At 62.2% G+C, this 19457-nt stretch carries 17 protein-coding genes; 8 read left to right on the top strand and 9 right to left on the bottom strand.

Going from position 1 to position 19457, the window contains the following annotated elements; all coding sequences use genetic code 11:
* Positions 1–36: 36 nt before the first annotated feature.
* The 3 genes from C1X29_RS07135 (at position 37) to C1X29_RS07145 (ending at position 2950) form a co-directional block, all read left to right on the top strand.
* Entirely contained in the window at positions 37–1488 is a 1452-nt protein-coding gene (locus C1X29_RS07135) for a mannose-1-phosphate guanylyltransferase/mannose-6-phosphate isomerase (RefSeq protein ID WP_011332549.1), read from the top strand.
* 138 nt (positions 1489–1626) lie between these two features.
* On the top strand, positions 1627–2091 hold the full coding sequence (locus C1X29_RS07140; RefSeq protein WP_007957299.1) for a hypothetical protein: 465 nt from the start codon (positions 1627–1629) through the stop codon (positions 2089–2091).
* Positions 2092–2125: 34 nt separating this feature from the next.
* Entirely contained in the window at positions 2126–2950 is an 825-nt protein-coding gene (locus C1X29_RS07145; protein ID WP_102717130.1) for an SDR family oxidoreductase, read from the top strand.
* A gap of 132 nt (positions 2951–3082) precedes the next feature.
* On the opposite strand, the gene C1X29_RS07150 is transcribed toward C1X29_RS07145, so the two are convergent.
* Positions 3083–3964: a LysR family transcriptional regulator gene (locus C1X29_RS07150; RefSeq protein ID WP_102717131.1), complete on the bottom strand. Its 882-nt coding sequence runs from the start codon at positions 3962–3964 to the stop codon at positions 3083–3085.
* Positions 3965–4073: 109 nt separating this feature from the next.
* Between C1X29_RS07150 and C1X29_RS07155 the strand changes: the two genes are divergently transcribed.
* Together C1X29_RS07155 and C1X29_RS07160 are read left to right on the top strand one after the other, a co-directional pair.
* Positions 4074–5444: an MFS transporter gene (locus C1X29_RS07155; RefSeq protein WP_102717132.1), complete on the top strand. Its 1371-nt coding sequence runs from the start codon at positions 4074–4076 to the stop codon at positions 5442–5444.
* On the top strand, positions 5441–5839 hold the full coding sequence (locus C1X29_RS07160; protein WP_085746983.1) for a DUF4440 domain-containing protein: 399 nt from the start codon (positions 5441–5443) through the stop codon (positions 5837–5839). Before C1X29_RS07155 ends, C1X29_RS07160 begins: the two co-directional genes overlap by 4 nt.
* A 44-nt stretch (positions 5840–5883) precedes the next feature.
* Here the strand turns inward: C1X29_RS07160 and C1X29_RS07165 are convergent, their stop codons facing one another.
* The 4 genes from C1X29_RS07165 to C1X29_RS07180 are packed head-to-tail and all read right to left on the bottom strand — an operon-like array spanning position 5884 to position 10669.
* Entirely contained in the window at positions 5884–6747 is an 864-nt protein-coding gene (locus C1X29_RS07165) for an HlyD family secretion protein (RefSeq protein WP_102717133.1), read from the bottom strand.
* 17 nt (positions 6748–6764) lie between these two features.
* Entirely contained in the window at positions 6765–6965 is a 201-nt protein-coding gene (locus tag C1X29_RS07170) for a DUF1656 domain-containing protein (protein WP_003221811.1), read from the bottom strand.
* Positions 6955–9147: an FUSC family protein gene (locus tag C1X29_RS07175; protein ID WP_102686902.1), complete on the bottom strand. Its 2193-nt coding sequence runs from the start codon at positions 9145–9147 to the stop codon at positions 6955–6957. The genes C1X29_RS07170 and C1X29_RS07175 overlap by 11 nt, the downstream gene beginning before the upstream one ends.
* A gap of 10 nt (positions 9148–9157) precedes the next feature.
* On the bottom strand, positions 9158–10669 hold the full coding sequence (locus tag C1X29_RS07180; protein ID WP_102686901.1) for an efflux transporter outer membrane subunit: 1512 nt from the start codon (positions 10667–10669) through the stop codon (positions 9158–9160).
* A gap of 182 nt (positions 10670–10851) precedes the next feature.
* On the opposite strand from C1X29_RS07180, the gene C1X29_RS07185 reads away from it, so the two are divergent.
* The gene (locus C1X29_RS07185) at positions 10852–11820 is read left to right on the top strand and encodes a LysR family transcriptional regulator (protein WP_085608127.1); all 969 of its coding nucleotides are present in this window, start codon (positions 10852–10854) and stop codon (positions 11818–11820) included.
* 605 nt (positions 11821–12425) lie between these two features.
* Complete coding sequence (locus C1X29_RS07190) at positions 12426–13400, top strand: D-glycerate dehydrogenase (protein ID WP_102686899.1); 975 nt, start codon at positions 12426–12428, stop codon at positions 13398–13400.
* Positions 13401–13452: 52 nt separating this feature from the next.
* On the opposite strand, the gene C1X29_RS07195 is transcribed toward C1X29_RS07190, so the two are convergent.
* Positions 13453–14355, bottom strand: coding sequence for a DMT family transporter (locus tag C1X29_RS07195; protein WP_102717134.1), 903 nt, complete (start codon positions 14353–14355; stop codon positions 13453–13455).
* Between the two features lie 139 nt (positions 14356–14494).
* Here C1X29_RS07195 and C1X29_RS07200 point away from each other — a divergent pair, with 139 nt between their 5' ends.
* The gene (locus C1X29_RS07200; protein ID WP_102717135.1) at positions 14495–15370 is read left to right on the top strand and encodes a helix-turn-helix domain-containing protein; all 876 of its coding nucleotides are present in this window, start codon (positions 14495–14497) and stop codon (positions 15368–15370) included.
* Here the strand turns inward: C1X29_RS07200 and C1X29_RS07205 are convergent, their stop codons facing one another.
* The 3 genes from C1X29_RS07205 to C1X29_RS07215 form a co-directional block, all read right to left on the bottom strand.
* A complete protein-coding gene (locus C1X29_RS07205; protein WP_102717136.1) occupies positions 15371–17800 on the bottom strand; it encodes a TonB-dependent receptor in 2430 nt (809 codons plus the stop codon). It lies immediately after the preceding gene.
* Positions 17801–17904: 104 nt separating this feature from the next.
* The gene (locus tag C1X29_RS07210) at positions 17905–18894 is read right to left on the bottom strand and encodes a FecR family protein (protein WP_102717137.1); all 990 of its coding nucleotides are present in this window, start codon (positions 18892–18894) and stop codon (positions 17905–17907) included.
* Positions 18891–19457: an RNA polymerase sigma factor gene (locus tag C1X29_RS07215; RefSeq protein WP_102717138.1), complete on the bottom strand. Its 567-nt coding sequence runs from the start codon at positions 19455–19457 to the stop codon at positions 18891–18893. The genes C1X29_RS07210 and C1X29_RS07215 overlap by 4 nt, the downstream gene beginning before the upstream one ends.

Consider the following 19457-nt stretch of genomic DNA (forward strand, 5'->3'; position numbering starts at 1 on the left):
TTGCAGCTCCCAACTGCATTTTTAGGAGTAAACAATATGATTCCGGTGATCTTGTCAGGTGGTAGCGGCTCACGTCTTTGGCCGCTTTCGCGCAAGCAGTTTCCCAAGCAGTTCCTCGCCCTGACCGGCGAACACACACTGTTCCAGCAAACCCTCGAGCGTCTGGTGTTCGAAGGCATGGACACCCCGATCGTGGTCTGCAACAAGGATCACCGCTTCATCGTCAACGAGCAGTTGGCCAGCCGCAATCTGGAATGCCAGCGGATCCTGATGGAACCGTTCGGTCGCAACACCGCGCCGGCCGTGGCGCTGACCGCGATGATGCTGGTCAATGAAGGTCGCGACGAACTGATGCTGGTACTGCCGGCCGACCACGTTCTGGAAGACCAGAAAGCCCTGCAACGCGCCCTGGCCCTGGCCACCGTCGCCGCCGAAAACGGCGAGATGGTGCTGTTCGGCGTACCGGCCACCAAACCGGAAACCGGTTACGGCTACATCAAGTCCACCGGCGATTCGCTGCTGCCGGAAGGCGTCAGCCGCGTCTCGCACTTCGTGGAAAAACCCGACGTCAAACGCGCCACCGAGTACGTCGAATCCGGCGGTTACTACTGGAACAGCGGCATGTTCCTGTTCCGCGCCAGCCGCTTTCTCGAAGAGCTGAAAAAGCACGATCCGGACATCTACGACACCTGCCTGCTGACCCTCGAACGCAGCCAGCAGGATGCCGACACCGTCACCCTGGACGAAGCCACCTTCGCCTGCTGCCCGGACAACTCCATCGACTATTCCGTGATGGAAAAAACCCAGCGCGCCTGCGTGGTGCCGCTGACTGCCGGCTGGAGCGATGTTGGCTGCTGGTCGTCGCTGTGGGAGGTCAACGAAAAGGACGCCAACGGCAACGTCAGCAAGGGCGACGTGGTGATCCAGGACAGCAAGAACTGCATGATCCACGGCAACGGCAAACTGGTGTCGGTGATCGGTCTGGAAAACATCGTGGTGGTCGAAACCAAGGACGCCATGATGATCGCCCACAAGGACAAGGTCCAAGGCGTCAAGCAGATGGTCAACACCCTCAACGCCCAAGGCCGTAGCGAAACCCAGAACCACTGCGAGGTGTACCGTCCGTGGGGCTCGTACGACTCGGTGGACATGGGTGGCCGCTTCCAGGTCAAGCACATCTCGGTCAAGCCGGGCGCGTGCCTGTCGCTGCAGATGCACCACCACCGCGCCGAACACTGGATCGTGGTCAGCGGCACCGCCGAAGTGACCTGCGACGAGAACGTGTTTCTGCTCACTGAAAACCAGTCGACCTACATCCCGATCGCCTCGGTGCATCGCCTGCGCAACCCGGGCAAGATCCCGCTGGAAATCATCGAAGTGCAGTCGGGCTCGTACCTGGGCGAAGACGATATCGAGCGCTTCGAAGATATCTACGGTCGCTCTACCCCGATCGAACGCGGCGTGTCGGTGAAAACCATCGCGCAGTAAGCGTTCCGTAAAACAAGAAGTCCCCGTCCAGCCCGCTGCGTCCCCTATCCGCAGCGGGTTGGGCGGGGGCTTTTTTTTTCGCCAACCGCCTCCAGGCTTAGGTAGGATGAACCTTCCCTGCCCACGAGGTTTCGCGACATGTTCATCGGCGTCTTGCTGGTCATCACCTGGCTGATCCTGCTGTTGCGCTACCCGGCCAAGGCCTTGCCGGTGTCCATGGCCGCCGCCGTTGGCCTCGGGTTGGTGGCGATGTGGGTGGTGTGGCTGGACAACCGCGAGGTCAAGCAACTGGCGCGCCTGGAACTGCGCATCGTCTATGCCCCCGAACACTGCCCCGCCGACCGCCCGCTGCTGCTCAAGATGAACAACGGCAACGACGTGCCGCTGACCGAACTGCGCTGGCGCATCGCGGCGTACGCGCCGGGCGACACCGTGAACCTGGCCGACAATCAATACGCCGCCCCGCGCTATCGCGGCCCCGGCGAATTGCAGCCCGGCGGCAATTGGGAAGACTGCCTGCCGATGCCGCCGTTGCGCCCCGGTTATCGCCCGCAAACCCTGGAGTTTCGCGCCGAGCGATTGCAGGGTAGTTTCTCCGACTGATCCCTCCCCTCACACTTTGCACAAGGAATGCGCCATGCCCGTTGCGTTGATTACCGGTTGTTCCAGCGGCATCGGCCGCGCCCTCGCCGATGCCTTCAAAGGCGCCGGCTACGAGGTCTGGGCCAGTGCGCGCAAGGCTGAAGATGTCGCGACACTCGGTGCGGCCGGGTTCACGGCGGTGCAGCTCGACGTCAATGACAGCGCAGCGCTGGAACAACTCGCCGAACGGATCAACCAGCAACATGGCGGCCTCGATGTGCTGATCAACAACGCCGGTTACGGCGCCATGGGGCCGCTGCTCGACGGCGGCGTTCCGGCCATGCAGCGCCAGTTCGAAACCAACGTGTTTTCGATAGTCGGCGTGACCCGCGCGCTGTTCCCGGTACTGCGCCGGGCCAAGGGCCTGGTGGTGAATGTCGGCAGCGTCTCCGGGGTTCTGGTCACGCCATTTGCCGGCGCCTATTGCGCGTCGAAAGCGGCGGTACACGCGTTGAGTGATGCGTTGCGCATGGAGCTGGCGCCGTTCGGAATTCGCGTGATGGAAGTGCAGCCGGGGGCAATTCAATCGAGCTTCGCCAAGAATGCCGGGCATGAAGCCGAACAACTGATCAACGAACAATCACCGTGGTTTCCGTTGCGCGAAGGTATTCGGGCACGGGCCAAGGCCTCGCAGGACAAACCGACCCCGGCCAGCGAATTTGCTGCCGAGCTGCTCAAGGCTGTGCAGCAGAGCAAGCCGCCACGCCTGATCCGCATCGGCAATGGCAGCCGGGCGTTGCCGCTGCTGGCGACGTTGCTGCCGAAAGGGTTGCTGGAATCGACGTTGATGAAGCGCTTCGGCTTGCGCGGGCAACTCTGAAACCGCGTCAGCCCCATCGCGGGCAAGCCCGCTCCCACAGGTTTTCGTGTCGTACTGGATATCTGAGTGCCCCGCTAAACTTGTGGGAGCGTGGCTTGCCCGCGATGGCGCCAGTGCAGACACCGCAGAGCTTCACCCCCAGCCCTTCATGAAATCAATGAACGCCCGCACCTTCAACGGCAGGTGCCGGGTGTCCGGGTACAACGCGTATACCCCTTGCTGGGCGAAGCGGTAATCCGGCAGCAAACGCTGTAACCGACCGGCGTCGAGGTCTTCCTGAATCAGCCACTGCGGCAGAATCGCGACGCCTTGCCCAGTCAGTGCAAAGGCACGCAGGGTCGCGGAGTTGTCGGCAACAATGGCAGTGGTTCCCGGTTTTGGCTGATAGATATGCTCGGTGCAGGCCGGGTCGCTGACCGTCATTTCCGGCACTCGCCCATGCCCGAGCGTCGGCATCGACTCCAGCACCGCCAGCGTATCGACCGGCACAAATCGCTCGACCAGCCCCGGCGCCGCCACTGCAAACACCTCGAACGTCGACAGCTGCACCGCCCGCAGATTGGAGTCGTGCATGCGGCCCAGACGAATTGCCATGTCAAAGCGTTCGGATATCAGATCGGCATGGGTCGAGGACGTGGACAGGTGAATGTTCAGTTGCGGTTGCTGCTGTCGAAACACCTCCAGCGCCGGCACCACCTGAGCCAGCGCGAACTCCACGGTCGTGGTGATGCGCAGGGTGCCCTTGAGTTGCGAGTGCTCCGAACGCGCTTCCTCGATTGCCAACCGTGCTTCGTCCAGCGTGCGCAGACAGCGTCGGTAAAAACGTTCGCCGGCATCGGTCAGGGCCAGTTGCCGGGTGTTGCGGGTGAGCAAGGTGACGCCCAACTCTTCTTCCAGCCGTTTGAGGTTGAAGCTCACCACCGCCCGCGTTTGTCCCAGCGTATCGGCGGCTGCGGTCAGCGAGCCGGCCTCGACCACGGCTTTGAAGGTATCGAATCGATCCAGGCTGACCATGTTCGCAGCGCTCCCCGTCAAAATAATTTTGACAAACTAGCAGCCAAACCAGCGTATTTCTATTGCCGCCAGCGCCCTACCCTGCACGCCTCATCACAGGGAAGCTGCAATGGCCTATCGCTCGAAAGTCGCGCTGGTGTATCTGTTGGGGTTCGCCCTCGACCTGCTGAACATGTTCGCCGCGAGCATCGCCTACCCGGACATCGCGGCGCAGTTGCACGCCTCGGTGACGCAACTGGCCTGGATCACCAACGCCTACATGCTCGGGCTGACGCTGATCATTCCGATGAGCGTGTGGCTGGCTGCACGGGTGGGCGAGCGGCGGCTGATCCTTGGTTCGTTGCTGGTGTTCGGGATTGCCTCCGGGCTTATCGCTCAGGCGGGGTCGATTGAAAGCCTGATCGGCTGGCGACTGCTGCAAGGGTTGGGTGGCGGGTTGCTGCTTCCGGTTGGTCAGGCGCTGGCCTATCGGGAGTTTCCGGCGACACAACGTGCACACTTCACTGGCGTGGTTTTGCTGGTAGCCCTGATGGTGCCGGCCCTGTCGCCGGCGGCTGGAGGTCTGATCGTCGAGGCGCTGTCGTGGCGCTGGATTTTCTACCTGAACATGCCGGTGGCGCTTTTCGCTTTCGGTCTTGGCCTGCTCTGGTTGAAAGCGGATCAGACAGCGAGTGAGCGCCCGACACTGGACGCCCGCGGTCTGCTGCTGGCCGTGTCTGCGTTGAGTCTGTTGTTGATTGCGGTGAGTCTGGCGAGTGAATCCGCTACCCGACATCTCTCGATGGGTGTCCTGCTGCTCAGTGCCATAACCTTTTGGATCTACCTGCGCGATGGCTGGAACAAACCGGGTGCAGTCCTTGATCTGCAACTGATCAGGAACCCGTCATTGCGCCTGGCGATGCTGATCTATCTGTTCGTGCCCGGCATCTTTACCGGCACCAACATGATCGCCGTGTTGTACCTGCACGACCTCGGTTTCGGTGCAGCACAAACCGGGGCGCTGATGCTGTCCTGGGCGACGGCTTCGGGCGTGGCGATCATGCTGGGTAAACGCAGCTTCAACCGGATCGGCCCCAAGCCATTGCTGATCGCCGGCATGCTGCTGCAATGCCTTGGCATCGTCGTGCTGATGCAGATCAACCACCCTCTTAGCGGCCCATTGATCCTCGCCTATGCCCTGATGGGGTTGGGCGGCAGTCTGTGCAGCGTCACCGCGCAGACCCTGGCGTTTGTCGGTATCACGCCGGAAAAAATGGGCCACTCCAGTGCCCTGTGGAATATCAATCGGCAACTCGGTTTCTGCCTCGGCGCGGCGCTGCTCAGCTCAATGTTGGGCGCGTTGGGGGCCAACGGTTTCAAATACTGCTTTCTCGCCGCTGCACTGCTCACGCTGTTGCCGATGGCCGCCGTGCTGCGTTTCGACTCGACAAAATTACTCGCCCTTCTGCGCTCATCTCACCTTCAGGAAAAATCCACATGACTGACTACGCCGACTATTTTGACGAAGTGATCCAGGCCCATGAGGCCATCGAACGATGGTTTGCCGTGGAGGAAGAAGAGGCCGCACTGGAGCGATTGCTGACGCGGTTTTCGCCCCGGTTTTCCATGATGACGCCACTGGGGCGAGTGCTGGATTTCGAGGCCTTGCGTGCGCTGTTTCAAATGGCCGGCGGCAAGAAGAGCGGGTTCAGGATCGAGCTCGACGAGCTTCGCGGGATTGCCTTGCATGAAGGCGGCGCGACGGTGAGTTATCGCGAACAGCAGACCGATGCGAGCGGGTTGCACACGGATCGACGTTCAACCGTGGTGTTTGAAAAAACCGAATCCGGGCGGGTGATCTGGCGGCATCTGCACGAGACGTTTTGCCAGGGCTGACACCGTCCGGTTATGGCGAGGGAGCCTGCTCCCTCGCCAACGGATTACTCGACAGCGTCCTGCTTCACAACAACGGTGCAGGTAATCCCCGCCGCCAGCAGCACACCTTCCGGCACTTCATCGATGTGTATCCGCACCGGCACTCGCTGGGCCAGACGCACCCAGTTGAAGGTCGGGTTCACATCGGCGATCAGCTCGCGGCTTTCCGGGTTGTCGCGGTCGTAGATGCCGCGGGAAATACTTTCCACGTGGCCCTTCAGGACTTCGCCACTCATCAGCTGCATGTCAGCTTTGTCGCCGACCCGCACGTGGGGCAGTTTGGTTTCTTCGAAGAAGCCATAGACCCAGAAAGAGTTCATGTCGACCACGGCCATTTTCGCTTCGCCGATGCGCGCGTAGTCGCCGCGATGGACGTTGAGGTTGGTCACGTAGCCGTCCACCGCCGCACGTACCTCGGTGCGTTTGAGGTTGAGTTCGGCGGCTTCCAGTTGCGCCTGGGCCTGTTGGTAATCGGCGAGTGCGGAGTCGGCGATGTTGCTGGCGTCGTCGCGGTTTTCCTTGGAGATCACCAACGCGTCCATGTCGGCGCGGCGATGGGCGTTGACCTTGCGCATCTCCCACGTGGCCTTGCGCGAAGCCACCAGCGACTGCGCCTGTTTCACCGCCAGGCGGTAGTGCTCGGGGTCGATCTGCATCAGCAGATCACCTTTCTTCACCAACTGGTTGTCGCGTACCGGCACGTCGACCACTTCACCGGTGACGTCGGCCGCGACGTTGATGATGTCGGCGCGCACCCGGCCGTCGCGGGTCCACGGCGTGTTCATGTAGTGCTCCCACAACGTGCGGCCGATCCACAATGCCAGGGCCAGCACCAGCAGGGTCGCGAGCAGGCTGAAAAACTTTTTCATCGGGACAATTCTCAGACTCAACGGTAGACAGTCAGCGCCATGGCGCCGAACAGACAGGTAAACAGGCTCAGGCGCAGCAGCGCCGGGTGCCAGAAGAAGCGGTACAGATCGAACCCCGAAAGGAACCGGTCCAGCGCCCAGGCCAATGCCGCAGCGACGAAAAACATCAGGGTCATGGTCGGCATGTACACACCGTGGAAGGCGATTTCACGAGGCATGGGCAAGTCCTTCGGGCTTGGCGATGGCGTAGGCAGCGAGTGGCGATTGCGGGTCGAGCAGCGAGGTGCGGATGAAGTGCAAATAACTCTTCACCCGACGCAGCGCCGAGGTATCAAAGTGCGGTGCGAACGGCTCGTCAGTGGCGGCAACCCGGCTGATCGCGTGATCGACCGCGACCAGCGCGCGTTCCAGATTGCTCGAATTCGGTTGCAGGAACAGCCGCACCAGCGAGCGGCCCATGACCCGGATCGCCTGACGCCATGGCTGGGATTCGGCATACGCCGGATGCACCGGCAGGATCGCCTGTTCCTTGCGCAACTCGATGATCGCGTGGCCGACTTCAAGCACCACGAACATCCAGCGCAGCAGGTTTTTCTGCACCAGCGGCTGACCGGCCGCGAGGCCGTAAGCCTGATGCATCAAATCGCGCGTGCGGCTTTCGAAACTCGACGCCAGCCCCTTGAGTTTGCCGCTGATCGCGTACACCACTTGCCCGCGCAGGTCCTGCTCCAGGCGCTGCCACAACCAGCGGCTGTTCGGCGGCAGGATGATCGCGCCCGCCGCGGCGCAAACCAGCATGCCCATGACCATGGCGATGTAGTCATTGATGAAGGTGTAGGGGTTGTAGATCGTCAGGTTGTCCGGCACGGAACCGGTGCTGAAAAAGATCAACAGGCCAAGACCGACACCAGCGTATTGCGGCCGCGAAGCGAGGAACGAGCCGAGCACGATCACCGGCGCGAGCATCACGCACAGCAGCGGAAAACCGTCGATCCACGGGAAGATGAAAAACATCTCGACGAAGCCGATCAACGCCCCGAGGAACGTGCCGCAGGCCATCTGGAAGGCCATGCGTTTCGGGTTCGGCGTGGCGGCCGACAGGCCCACAGTAGCGGCGGCGATCAGGGTCATGGTCGCGCCACTCGGCCACGCCGTGGCGACCCAGTAACTGCCGAGCACGACCAGAATGAATGCGGCACGAATCCCCGAAGCTGCCGCCGCCCACCAACTGGTCTGCGGGGTGAACGGCTCGTCCCAGCGCTCGCGTTCGTGGCTGTGATCAGCCAGCGAAGCGTGGGTCTGTGCATAACTGTGCAGGTCATCGACGAAGCGATAGAGCAGCTCGTATGCGGTGTGGAAATCCAGTTGTTCGGCGTCGCTCGGCTCGCTCTCCTGGAAGATCGCCCGCAGGCTGCGCACCCGCGCCGGCAAGCCTTCCTTGTAGGCCGCGAGCGCCAGTACAAGACGCGCCGCATCCGGACTGGTCAGGGCGCGGCCGCTAAAGCCGTCCAGCACTTCGGCCAAATCCTGCAGGCCCGGTTTGATCGCTGCTTCCACATGGTCGGCGCCGTTGCGGCGCAGGCGCTCGAGCAACTGGTGCAGGGCGTTGAACCGGGTGGTAATGCCCATGAACTCGCTGTTCAGGCGACTGAGGCGACCGTTGCGCCGGCGCATGTGCGGGTCTTCGAACACGGTCACGCTGCGCAGCCCTTCCAGCCCCACTGCTTCGGCGATGAAGCGCACGTTGCTGGCCTCGAACGACTCCGGTTTGCTGCGCCCGCGCAGGCCATCGGTGACGAACAGGGCGAACACACCGAAGCGCTGATACAAGGCGTTGCGCATCGCCGCGCTGGCGGTTTGCGGCAGGATCGCGGCGCTGACCAGGGTCGAGCAGAGAATCCCCAGCGAGATTTCCAGCACTCGCCACACCGCCGCCATGAACGCGCCGTCAGGATGGGCGAGCGCCGGCAGGCCGACCATCGCCGCCGTGTACCCGGCCAGCACAAAACCGTAGGCGCGGAAGTTGCGGCAGCGGGCGGCGCCGGCCGAGCAGATGCCGACCCAGATCGCCAGCGAACCGAGGAACAGTTCGGTGTTCTGGGCGAACAGCGAAATCAGCGTGACCATCATCGCCGACCCGGCCAGAGTGCCGAGGAAGCGATAGAAACTCTTGGCGAACACCTGACCGCTTTGCGGCTGCATGACGATGAACACGGTGATCATCGCCGTGCGCGGTTGCGGCAATTCCAGGCGCATCGCCAGCCACAGGGTCAGGAACGCGGCAATCAACACCTTGAAGATGTAGACCCAGGTCACGCCATCGCTGCGCGCCCAGTCGAAGAAACCCCGGCGCCATTCCAGGGAGTAGAGCCAGCGCAAAGGTGCGGGCAAGGGAGTCATTAAGTCTTGCTCAGTGGTCGAGGGCTTGAAGAAGGGCCGGGGTTTTCGGTGCAGCGGTCTGTTCGGCTGTCGGCACGTCTTTACCCGCACCAAGGCCACCACCCAATGCCGTCACCAGTTCCGCATGGGCGCTCAAGCGCGCCGCCTGCACCTGCTGCTCGACCTGCTGCTGTTTGAACAGCAGGGTCTGGGCGTTAAGCACGTTGAGGTAATCGGTGAGGCCGCGCTGGTAAGCGATCATCGCGATGTCGTAAGTCTTCTGCGCGATGGCCACCGATTCGGCGGCGAACGTCTGCTGCTTGTCCATCGACTCGCGGCGGATCAACTGGTCCGAGATGTTCTTCAGCGCATTGACCAGGGTCTGGTTGTAATGCGCGACGGCGATGTCATAACCCGCCGAGGCTTCGCCCAGTTCGGCACGCAGTCGCCCGCCGTCGAAGATCGGCAGCGAGATCGCCGGCCCGACGTTGTAGTTGAGCTTCTTGCCGGTCAGGAACTCCAGCGCCCCGCCGCCGGTGGCCATGTAGCCGAGACTGCCGACCAGATCGACGTTGGGGTAGAACCCGGCATGCGCGACCTCGATCCCGCGCGCCTGCGCCGCCACTTGCCAGCGACTGGCGACCACGTCGGGACGCTGGCCGAGCAGTTCAGCAGGCAATGCCGACGGCAGTTTCAACGCCGCGCCGAGGGACAGGGTCGGACGCTGCAACTGCGCACCGGCGCCCGGGCCTTTGCCGGCCAGTGCCGCGATCTGGTTGCGGCTCAGAGCGATCTCTTCGTCCAGTGCATCCAGTTGCCGATGGGTTTCCGGCAGCGGGGTTTCGGCCTGGCTGACTTCAAAGTGCGTACCAATTCCGCCGTTCAGGCGTTTCTGCGCCAGCTCGAGAATCTGCTGTTGCTGCTTGAGCGTCGCCGCCACGATGTCGCGCTGGGCGTAATGCAGCGACAGCTCGATGTAGGCGCGCACGATGTTGTTCTGCAATTCGAGCTGCGCCTGACGCGCCTCGGCCGCGCTCATGTGCGCCAGATCGACGGCCCGCTCGGTGCTGTTGCTTTCACGCCCCCAGAGGTCGAGGGCATAACTGAAACCCAGCGCCGCGTTGTTGTCCCAGGTGGTGCTGTTGGCCAGCTCACCGGGACCGTAGAACTGGTCGGTCGGCCAGTTGTGGCGCTTGAGGGTCGACTCGCCATTGATCTGCAACGACTCGGCGGCTTCGGCGACACCGGCCAGTGACCGGGCCTGACGCACGCGCGCGGCGGCCATGGCCAGGGTCGGGCTGCCTTGCACGGCAAGGTCGATCCAGCGATTGAGTTGCGGGTCACCGTAGACTTGCCACCATTGGGCGGTGGGCCAGTTTGCGTCACGGGCGGCGTGGGCGATGGCCTCGTCGGTGGCCAGTTCATTGGCCTCCAGAGCCTTGCCCTGCGGGGCAATTCCTCCGGTTCCAATGCAGCCGCCGAGACCTAACGAAAGAGCCAGAACACTGAGCGGCAAAAGCGCTCTGTTGATGCGACGCGGCACTGCTGCGAATTCCTGAGGTGGGAGATGTTTCGAGGTGGGCGCAATTCTAGGGGGGTGCCATGACGGCGATAAGCTGGGAATCCTGTGAATCTTTGTTACCGTTAACGAGATAATCCCTTGGTCGGGGGTCTCAGCCCCTGAAACTTCGTGTCACAATTTGCCATCTCCCTTGAGAGCACCCCATGGACACTTTGCAAAACATGCGCGCCTTCAGTTGTGTAGCCGAAGCCGGCAGCTTCACCGCCGCCGCCGTGCAACTCGACACCACCACCGCCAACGTCTCGCGCGCGGTCTCCAACCTTGAGGCCCACCTGCAAACCCGCTTGCTCAACCGCACGACCCGCCGGATCGCCCTCACCGAAGCCGGCAAGCGCTACCTGCTGCGCTGCGAGCAGATCCTCGCCTACGTCGAAGAGGCCGAAGCCGAAGCCAGCGAAGCCCACGCCCGCCCGGCCGGACAGTTGAAAGTGCACACCATGACCGGTATCGGCCAGCACTTCGTGATCGACGCCATTGCCCGCTACCGCAAGACCCACCCCGACGTGACCTTCGACCTGACCATGGCCAACCGCGTGCCGGACCTGCTCGACGAAGGCTACGACGTGTCCATCGTCCTCGCCCGCGAACTGCCGGACTCGGGCTTCGTCTCGCAACGCCTGGGCATCACCTACAGCATCGTCTGCGCCTCCCCGGCCTACGTAAAAGCCAACGGCTGTGCACAAAAACCCAGCGACCTGCTGAACCACGCCTGCCTGCGCCTGGTGAGCCCGGTGATCCCCCTGGAAAAATGGGCCTTCGACGGCCCTGACGGCCAGGAAATGGTCACCATCAACAGCTCCCCCTTCCTGGTGAACTCCGCCGACGCGATGAAAAGCGCGATCACCAGTGGCATGGGTGTCGGTGTTTTGCCGGTGTACGCCGCGATTGAAGGCTTGCGCAATGGCTCGCTGGTGCGGGTCATGCCCAACTACCGCTCGCAGGAACTGAACCTGTATGCGATCTACCCGTCGCGGCAGTATCTGGATGCGAAGATCAAGACCTGGGTTGAATACCTGCGTGGATCGTTGCCGGAGATATTGGCGGGGCATCAGGCGGAGTTGGCGGCTTATGAGATGAGTGGGAGTCTGGCGGGGGTGCGGGTGGCGAATTGAGTTGGCCGGTCTGAAAAATGGGGGAATACGGAGGGCGCCAACCCCTCACCCTAGCCCTCTCCCAAGGGAGAGGGGACCGACCGAGTTGTTTGGGAGAAGTACGCCGATATGACACACCGAGGTGAATTCGGGTTTTAAAAAAGCACACATTCCGTCTCTGCTTTGGCTTCCCACCACTCAACACGATGAGCGTTAGCTCGAGTACCGCTTTTGACGTGCCGGCCCCATCGGAAGGCTGAGTGGAGGGATTTATCCGGGGGTGGGAGCGCAGCGACCGTGCGGCGCAGCCGCATGCATCGAGAGGAGGTGCAGCGAAGCAAACCGTAGGCGATGCCCCCGGATGAATCCCGGAACGAAGGAACACCGAGCCACAGCGAGGTGCCGAACGCCGGGGCCAAGCCTTTTGCTTACTTTTTGCTGGGCCGGCATTCCGGCGTTTGAAAAAGTGAGCCGCTGTAAGAGCGGAACCGCCAGCCGCAACACCCGAAAAAACGGATATACACCCAAACCCCAAAAGCCTGATCGGCCCAGAGGCCGCCAAGACAACCCCAAACAGAAAATGTTAGCTTGCTTGGCAATAAAGCCCCGAAGCCGAGCCCATAGCGATGAAAAAAACAGTTTTGGCCTTCAGCCGCATCACCCCCCCCATGATCGAACGCCTGCAACAGGACTTCGACGTCATCGTCCCCAACCCGAAAAACGGCGACATCAACGCCCAGTTCAACGAAGCCCTGCCCCACGCCCACGGCCTGATCGGCGTCGGTCGCAAACTCGGCAAGGCCCAACTGGAAAACGCCGCGAAGCTTGAAGTGGTCTCCAGCGTCTCCGTCGGCTACGACAACTACGACCTCGCCTACTTCAACGAACGCGGGATCATGCTCACCAACACCCCGGACGTCCTCACCGAAAGCACCGCTGACCTGGCCTTCGCCCTCATCATGAGCAGCGCCCGCCGCGTCGCCGAACTGGACGCCTGGACCAAGGCCGGCCAATGGCAGGCCAGCGTCGGCGCACCACTGTTCGGTTGCGACGTACACGGCAAGACCCTGGGCATTGTCGGCATGGGCAACATCGGCGCCGCCGTCGCACGTCGCGGACGCTTCGGCTTCAACATGCCGATTATCTACAGTGGCAACAGCCGCAAGACCGAACTGGAACAGGAACTCGGCGCGCAGTTCCGCAGCCTTGACCAACTGCTGGCCGAAGCCGATTTCGTCTGCCTGGTGGTGCCGCTCAGCGACAAGACCCGCCACCTGATCAGCCATCGTGAACTGGCACTGATGAAGCCGGACGCGATTCTGGTGAACATCTCCCGTGGCCCGGTGGTCGACGAGCCGGCACTGATCGAAGCCCTGCAAAACAACCGCATTCGCGGCGCCGGCCTCGACGTCTACGAGAAAGAACCGCTGGCCGAATCGCCGCTGTTCCAGCTGAAAAATGCCGTGACCTTGCCGCACATCGGCTCGGCGACGAATGAAACCCGCGAAGCCATGGCCAACCGCGCACTGGCCAATTTGCGCAGCGCCCTGCTCGGCGATCGCCCGCAGGATCTGGTCAATCCGCAGGTCTGGAAAGGCTGACAAAAAAAGGGGCAGACGTCGCCAAACGTCTGCCCTTTTACTGCCAGAACACTCAGGCCAGTTTGCCGTGACTCGGCATTACCGGCGCCTTGGGTTTGCGGAACACCAGCACATTGCCCAGCATCACCAGCACCAGTCCGGCCAGTGCCGGCGCCGTCCATTGGTAGCCTTCGGCAAACGCCGAAACATTCAAAGCCACCACCGGGAACAGTACCGTGCAATAGGCTGCGCGTTCAGGCCCCATGCGACCGACCAACGTCAAGTACGCGGTGAAGCCGATCACCGACCCCGGAATCACCAGATACAACAATGCGCCGATGTAGCGCGACGTCCATTCCATCTCGAACGGAATGCCGTTGACCAGGCACCACACCGACAGCATCGCCGCGCCGTAGGCCATGCCCCAGGCATTGGTCGTCAGCGGCTTGAGACCGGCCCTCTGTTGCAGGCTCGAGAGCATGTTGCCCGCCGAGAAACACAAGGTGCCGCAAAGTGCCAAACCAAGGCCGAGCAGGGTTTGCGGACTGGCGTGATGCCCGGCCAGCTCCGGCCAGAACAACAGCCCCAGACCAAACAACCCCAGCGCTCCGCCCATCAACACATTGCGCGCAATGCGCTGGCCGAAGAACACCCGCGCATTCAGCGCGTTCCACAAGGTCGCGGTGGAAAACACCACCGCCACCAGACCGCTGGGAATCCATTGGCTGGCGGTCAGGAAACACATGAAGTTGACGCAGAACAGGCACAAGCCCTGCGCGACACAGATCAAATGCCCGCGCCGGTTCATCGGTTGCAGGCGACGGCTGAGCAGCAACAGCGCAAACAACACCAGCGCCGCGAGACCGAAGCGATAGACGATCGACACCGGAATCGCCACCACGCCCAGTTGCCACTTCAGGGCAATCCAGGTGGTGCCCCAGATCAGCACGGTCAACAAATACAACGACAGGTTCATGGCAGACACTCCTCGATTGGGTTTCAGTGTCCGCCCGCGCCCTCGCCCCTCGCTTGCATAAACTTGCGCTTTTGTCGGGCCACAGGCTGGCAGCGCGAAATCTACGGAGTAGGATGCAAGGCGTTGAAGAGAACCGATCATGGCCGCCATCGATACCCTGCAAGTCTTTCAAGCCCTCAACAATTCGCCCAATGCACGCCTTGTGCACAGCGCCGAGTTGGGTGATGGCTTGTCTGCAGCTTTGTGGACCAATCACCACGACGCCCAGGAATACAAAGCGCCGAGCCATCACACCCTCTCCTGCTACATCGCCGGCGGCACCGGCACGTTCCGCCGTGGCGCCCCCGGAAACAAAGGCAGTCCGGACAAGTTGTGCATCCTGCCAGCCGACCACGAGTCGGGGTGGGTGATCAATGGCGACATTCGCCTGGCCCACCTGTATTTCAGCGCCGAACAATTTGCCTTGGGTTGCGTCACGCTGCTGGATCGCGAGCCCCGGGAAATGCAGCTGCGCGAACAGACTTTTCTGGAAGATCCGCAACAGGCCCGACGGTTTCGCCAGTTACTCACTCTCAATTGGGACGAGCCTGGCGAGCGTCTGCTGACCAGCAGCCTGGCCCACGAACTGATCAGTCAAACCCTGTTGAGCCAGGTGGGCGTACGCCACGGCTTGCGTCTCAAGGGTGGGCTGGCGCCGCATCAGCGCCGGCAACTGGTGGAATTCATCGACAGCCAACTGGCCGAGCCGATCAGCCTCGGGCAACTGGCGGGATTGTGTGCGTTGTCGGAATACCACTTTGCGCGGATGTTCCGGGTGAGCTTCGGCCTGCCGCCGCATCAGTATGTGCTGGCGCGGCGCTTGAGCCGGGCGCGGGAGTTGTTGCGCGAGACGACGTTGCCGTTGGGCGAGATTGCCCTGGCGTGCGGATTTGCCAGTGCCAGCCACTTCACCAATCGCTTCCGTCAGGTGCTGGGGGGAACGCCCGGCGAATATCGCCAGGCGTTTTTGCGCTGATCAGAACTCCAGCGTGCTCGACAACGAAATCTGCCGCGAGTCACCCATCGACACGAAGAACCGGCTCGCCGCCGAAGTGTAGTAAGTGCGGTCGAACAGGTTCTTCACGTTGAGCTGGAACTTGACCTTCTGCCCTTCAACCTTGGTGTCGTAAGTGGCGAACGCATCGGCCACGGTGTAGCTCGGCAGCTCGAAATCATTCACCGCGTTACCCGCTCGCTCACCGACATAGCGCGCGCCGGCGCCGACCCGAAGTTGATCGCCGCCGATCACGCTGCCGAAGTCATAGACCGCCGATAGCGAGCCAGTATTTTTCGCCACGTTTTGCAGCTTGTTGCCTTTGTAGTCTGGGTCTTCAGTGACCTCGGCGTCGGTGTAGGCGTAGCTGCCGATCATGCTCCAGCGGTCGCTGAGCTGGCCGGTCAGATCCACTTCCAGACCACGGGAACGCACTTCGCCGGCAGCGCTGTAAATCGTGGTCGGGCCTTCGGAATTGGCCACCAGCACGTTGCGTTTCTTGATGTCGAACAAGGCGATGTTGCCGGTGATGCGTCCCGGCATATCCAGACGTGCGCCCAGCTCCCAGGACTTGGCTTCTTCCGGCGCAATGCTGCCGTCGAGCACGGTACTGCTGCCGCTCAGCGGGGCGATGGTCGAGTTCGGTTTGAACGATTCGGTATAGCTGCCGTAGAACGACAACGCGTCGGTGTAGCGATATACAAGACCTGCGCGCGGCACCCACTTCTGGCCGTTGCTGTCGGTATTGGCCTTGAACGGCACGCCTTTGCCGGCGTACTGGTCGTACTCCTGGAAACGCCCGCCGGCCACCAGAATCCACTGGTCGTTGAGGTGGATCGAGTCCTGCAGGAACACCGAATCGCTGCGCAGTTCGTCGGTCTGCGCACTGTCCGCCGGGCTGACGGTGGTGCCTTCGACTTCGCGGCCGTAGACCGGGTTGACGTAGCTGAAGGTGCTCAGGCTTTTCTGGCGGATCAGGTCGGCGCGGTAGATCTTGCGGTACTCGTCATCGACGCCGAACACCAGGTCATGCTGCATGCCCAGCACGTTGACCTTGCCTTCGAGACTGGCGGTGGTGAAACGGTCGGTGCTGATCGCGCCTTGGGTGCCGTCCATGCTGCGGGTCAGGGTGCCTTTTTTGGTGTCGATCGCCGTTACGCGGACTTGGCTGGCGTCGTAGGTTTCGCGGTTCCAGCTGTAGCCGAAATGGGCTTTCCAATCGTCGTTGAGTTCGTGGTCGGCCTCGAAGTGATAGAGGTCAGAACGCCCTTCCATGTCGTTGAATTTCTCGTCGAGACGTTCGTTGCGCGAGATATCCAGCGGATGGTTGGTGCGCGGATCGATCAGGGTTCCACGATCGAATGGGGTCAGGAATTCGCGGTGCTCATAGGCAAACAACAGCTTGGTGCGCTCGCCATACCAGGCCAGCGACGGCGCGATCAGGGTTTCGCGATGAGTGCCGAAATTGCGCCAGTAATCTTCGTCTTCGTGGTCCAGCACCATGCGATACGCGAGGCCGGAATCCCCCAGCGCACCGGTGCTGTCGAAGGAGCCGCCGCTGCCATTCTTGCCGTCGCCGTAGGTCGAGCCGCGCAGGGTCAGCGCGTTGTACTGAGTCAGTTCAGGCTTCTTGCTGACCATGTTGACCACACCGCCCGGGTCCTGAATCCCGTACAGCAGCGACGCCGGTCCCTTGAGCACTTCGACGCGATCCACGGTCGCGTTCATGCCACGGCCCTGCACCACCGGCATGCCGTCGCGCATGATCGAGCCGTTGCGGTTGTCGCCGAAGCCGCGGGTCATCACCGAATCCTGGGTGCTGCCCAGCGTGTTGCCCTGGGTGATGCCGCTGACGTTGGCCAGTGCATCATCGAGATTGCGCGGTGCCTGGTCGCGAATGACCTGAGCCGGGATCACGTTGACGGTCTGCGGGATTTCCTGAAGCGAAGCGGAAGAGCGCATCACCGAACTGGTTTCCGGTGGCTGGTAGCTCATCGGCTGGTTGACCACCGAAGTGATGGTGGTCGCGCCCAGATTCAACGCACCTGCGGTCGGTTGCGGTTCGAGCGCCAGGGTATGGCTGTCGGTGCGGCGGAAGGTCAGGCCCGAGCCTGTGAGCAGACGTTGCAGCGCCTGTTCGGCGCTCATCTGGCCGTTGATCGCCGGTGCGGTCAGGCCGTAAGGCGCTTCATCGGTGTAGACCACGCTCTGCCCGGTGACGCGGCTGAAGTCGCTCAGGGCCTGAGGCAAGGGCTTGGCGGCCAGGGAAAAACTGAACTGCTTTTGTGGCTGACTGCTGACGGATTCAGCGGCCAGCGCCACGCTCACCGGCAACAGCGCCAACGCCGAAAAACTCAAGGCCGAAACGCCTAACCACTGTTTGACCGAACCCGATTTTGCCCTGGACTTCATTGCTCATGACCTGTGTAGAACCGCAACGGATGCGAATGACTCGCAGTTTCAGTCACTACACGGATGGCATCCGGGTTTACCTCACTACAAAGTTGAAAATATTTTCAGCGCAGGATGATCAGCTTGCCCAACACCTGATGTTGCTCGAATCCCAGCACCCCTTGCAGCGAATTCAGTACCGCTTGCGGATCCTTGCTCGGAAAGCTGCCGCTGACCTTGCGCGCGCCCAGCTCGTCATTGAGCAACACGATCCGTCCCGGGTAATAACGCCGCAAATCCTGCACCACATCGGCCAGCGTCGATTTGTAGTAAGTCAGCCAGCCCTGGCGCCACACCAGTTGCGCTTCGCTGTCCACGGCGTGGAGTTTTTCCGCGGTGCCTGCGCCGTACGCCACTTGTTGGCCAGCGGTCAGAACCTGCTGTTGGCCATCGCGGGATGGCGTCACGCCGACGCGTCCGGACAACACTGTCACCTGGGCACCTTGCGGTTGCAGGCGCACTTCGAACTGAGTGCCGAGCACCCGCGCCTGGCCCTTCTCGGCCTCGACCACAAAGGGATCGCCCGTGTGAGTCACGCTGAAAAATCCGGCGCCGCGGCGCAATTGCACATGCCGCTCGCCATGACTGAAATCCACGGCGATGGCGCTGTCGGCGTCCAGCGTCACCTGCGATTGATCGGCCAGGATCACGGTGCGGATCTCGCCCGGTGCCGACACGTAATCGGCGCCCAGATCATCGATCCAGCGCTGCGGCTGCCAACCTGTGCCGAGGCTGATCATCAACAACAGGCAGGCCGCCATGGCCAACGCGCCGGCCCAACGCCGGATCTGTGGACGACGCGGCCGGTCCATCGCATCGAGCAATCCCTGCAACGCCAGCGCGTCTTCGTCGGCCAAGGTGCGCGCCGGCCCTTCGCTCAATTCCCACACCACTTGCGCCTGGGCGTAGGCCTCGGCGTGGGCCGGATCAGCGTGCAGCCATTGACTGAACGTCAGTTGATCACCGGTGCTCGGTCGGTCATGCAGCAGGCTCAGCCAGGCGAACGCGGCCTGTTCCTGAGCGGGCGTCGGGATGACGCGGTCGGTGTGATTCACGGTGCTTTCCATGGCAGGCGTGGCGCGGGTTCGCGCAGGCTGGCCTTGCAGGCCTCGAGGGCGCGCATCATATGTTTTTCCACGGCGCTTTGGGACAGGCCCATGGCTTTGGCGATCTCGGCGTACTTGCGCCCGTGAATGCGATTGAGCAAAAAGATCTGCCGCGTGCGCTCGGGCAGCGCGCGCAACGCCGCTTCGACATGGCGCAAATCGTTGCCTGCTTCAAGTGCGGCTTGCGGTTCGCTGGCGCTGCTGTCCGGCTCCTCCGGTTGCCAGCCTTCGTTGACCCGCACCCGCGCGCCTTCGCTGCGCAAATGATCGATGGCGATATTGCCGGCGCAGCGCAACAGATAAGTGCTGAGTTCTTCGACCTGCACCAGCGGTCGACGCCAGAAACGCAGAAACAGGTCCTGCACCAGATCCGCCGCCGTCGCCCGGCAACCGACGCGCCGGCTCACCAGCGCTTCCATCTGCGAACGCTGGGACAGGAACACCTGAAGAAAATGCGCACGGGCGCCATGGGGTTCGCCGTCGCGATGCTCGGGAGGATGGCCGATCAACAT

Origin of the sequence: Pseudomonas sp. GW456-12-10-14-LB2 (assembly GCF_002884345.1) — a bacterium.
GTDB classification, from domain to species: Bacteria; Pseudomonadota; Gammaproteobacteria; order Pseudomonadales; family Pseudomonadaceae; genus Aquipseudomonas; species Aquipseudomonas paraglycinae.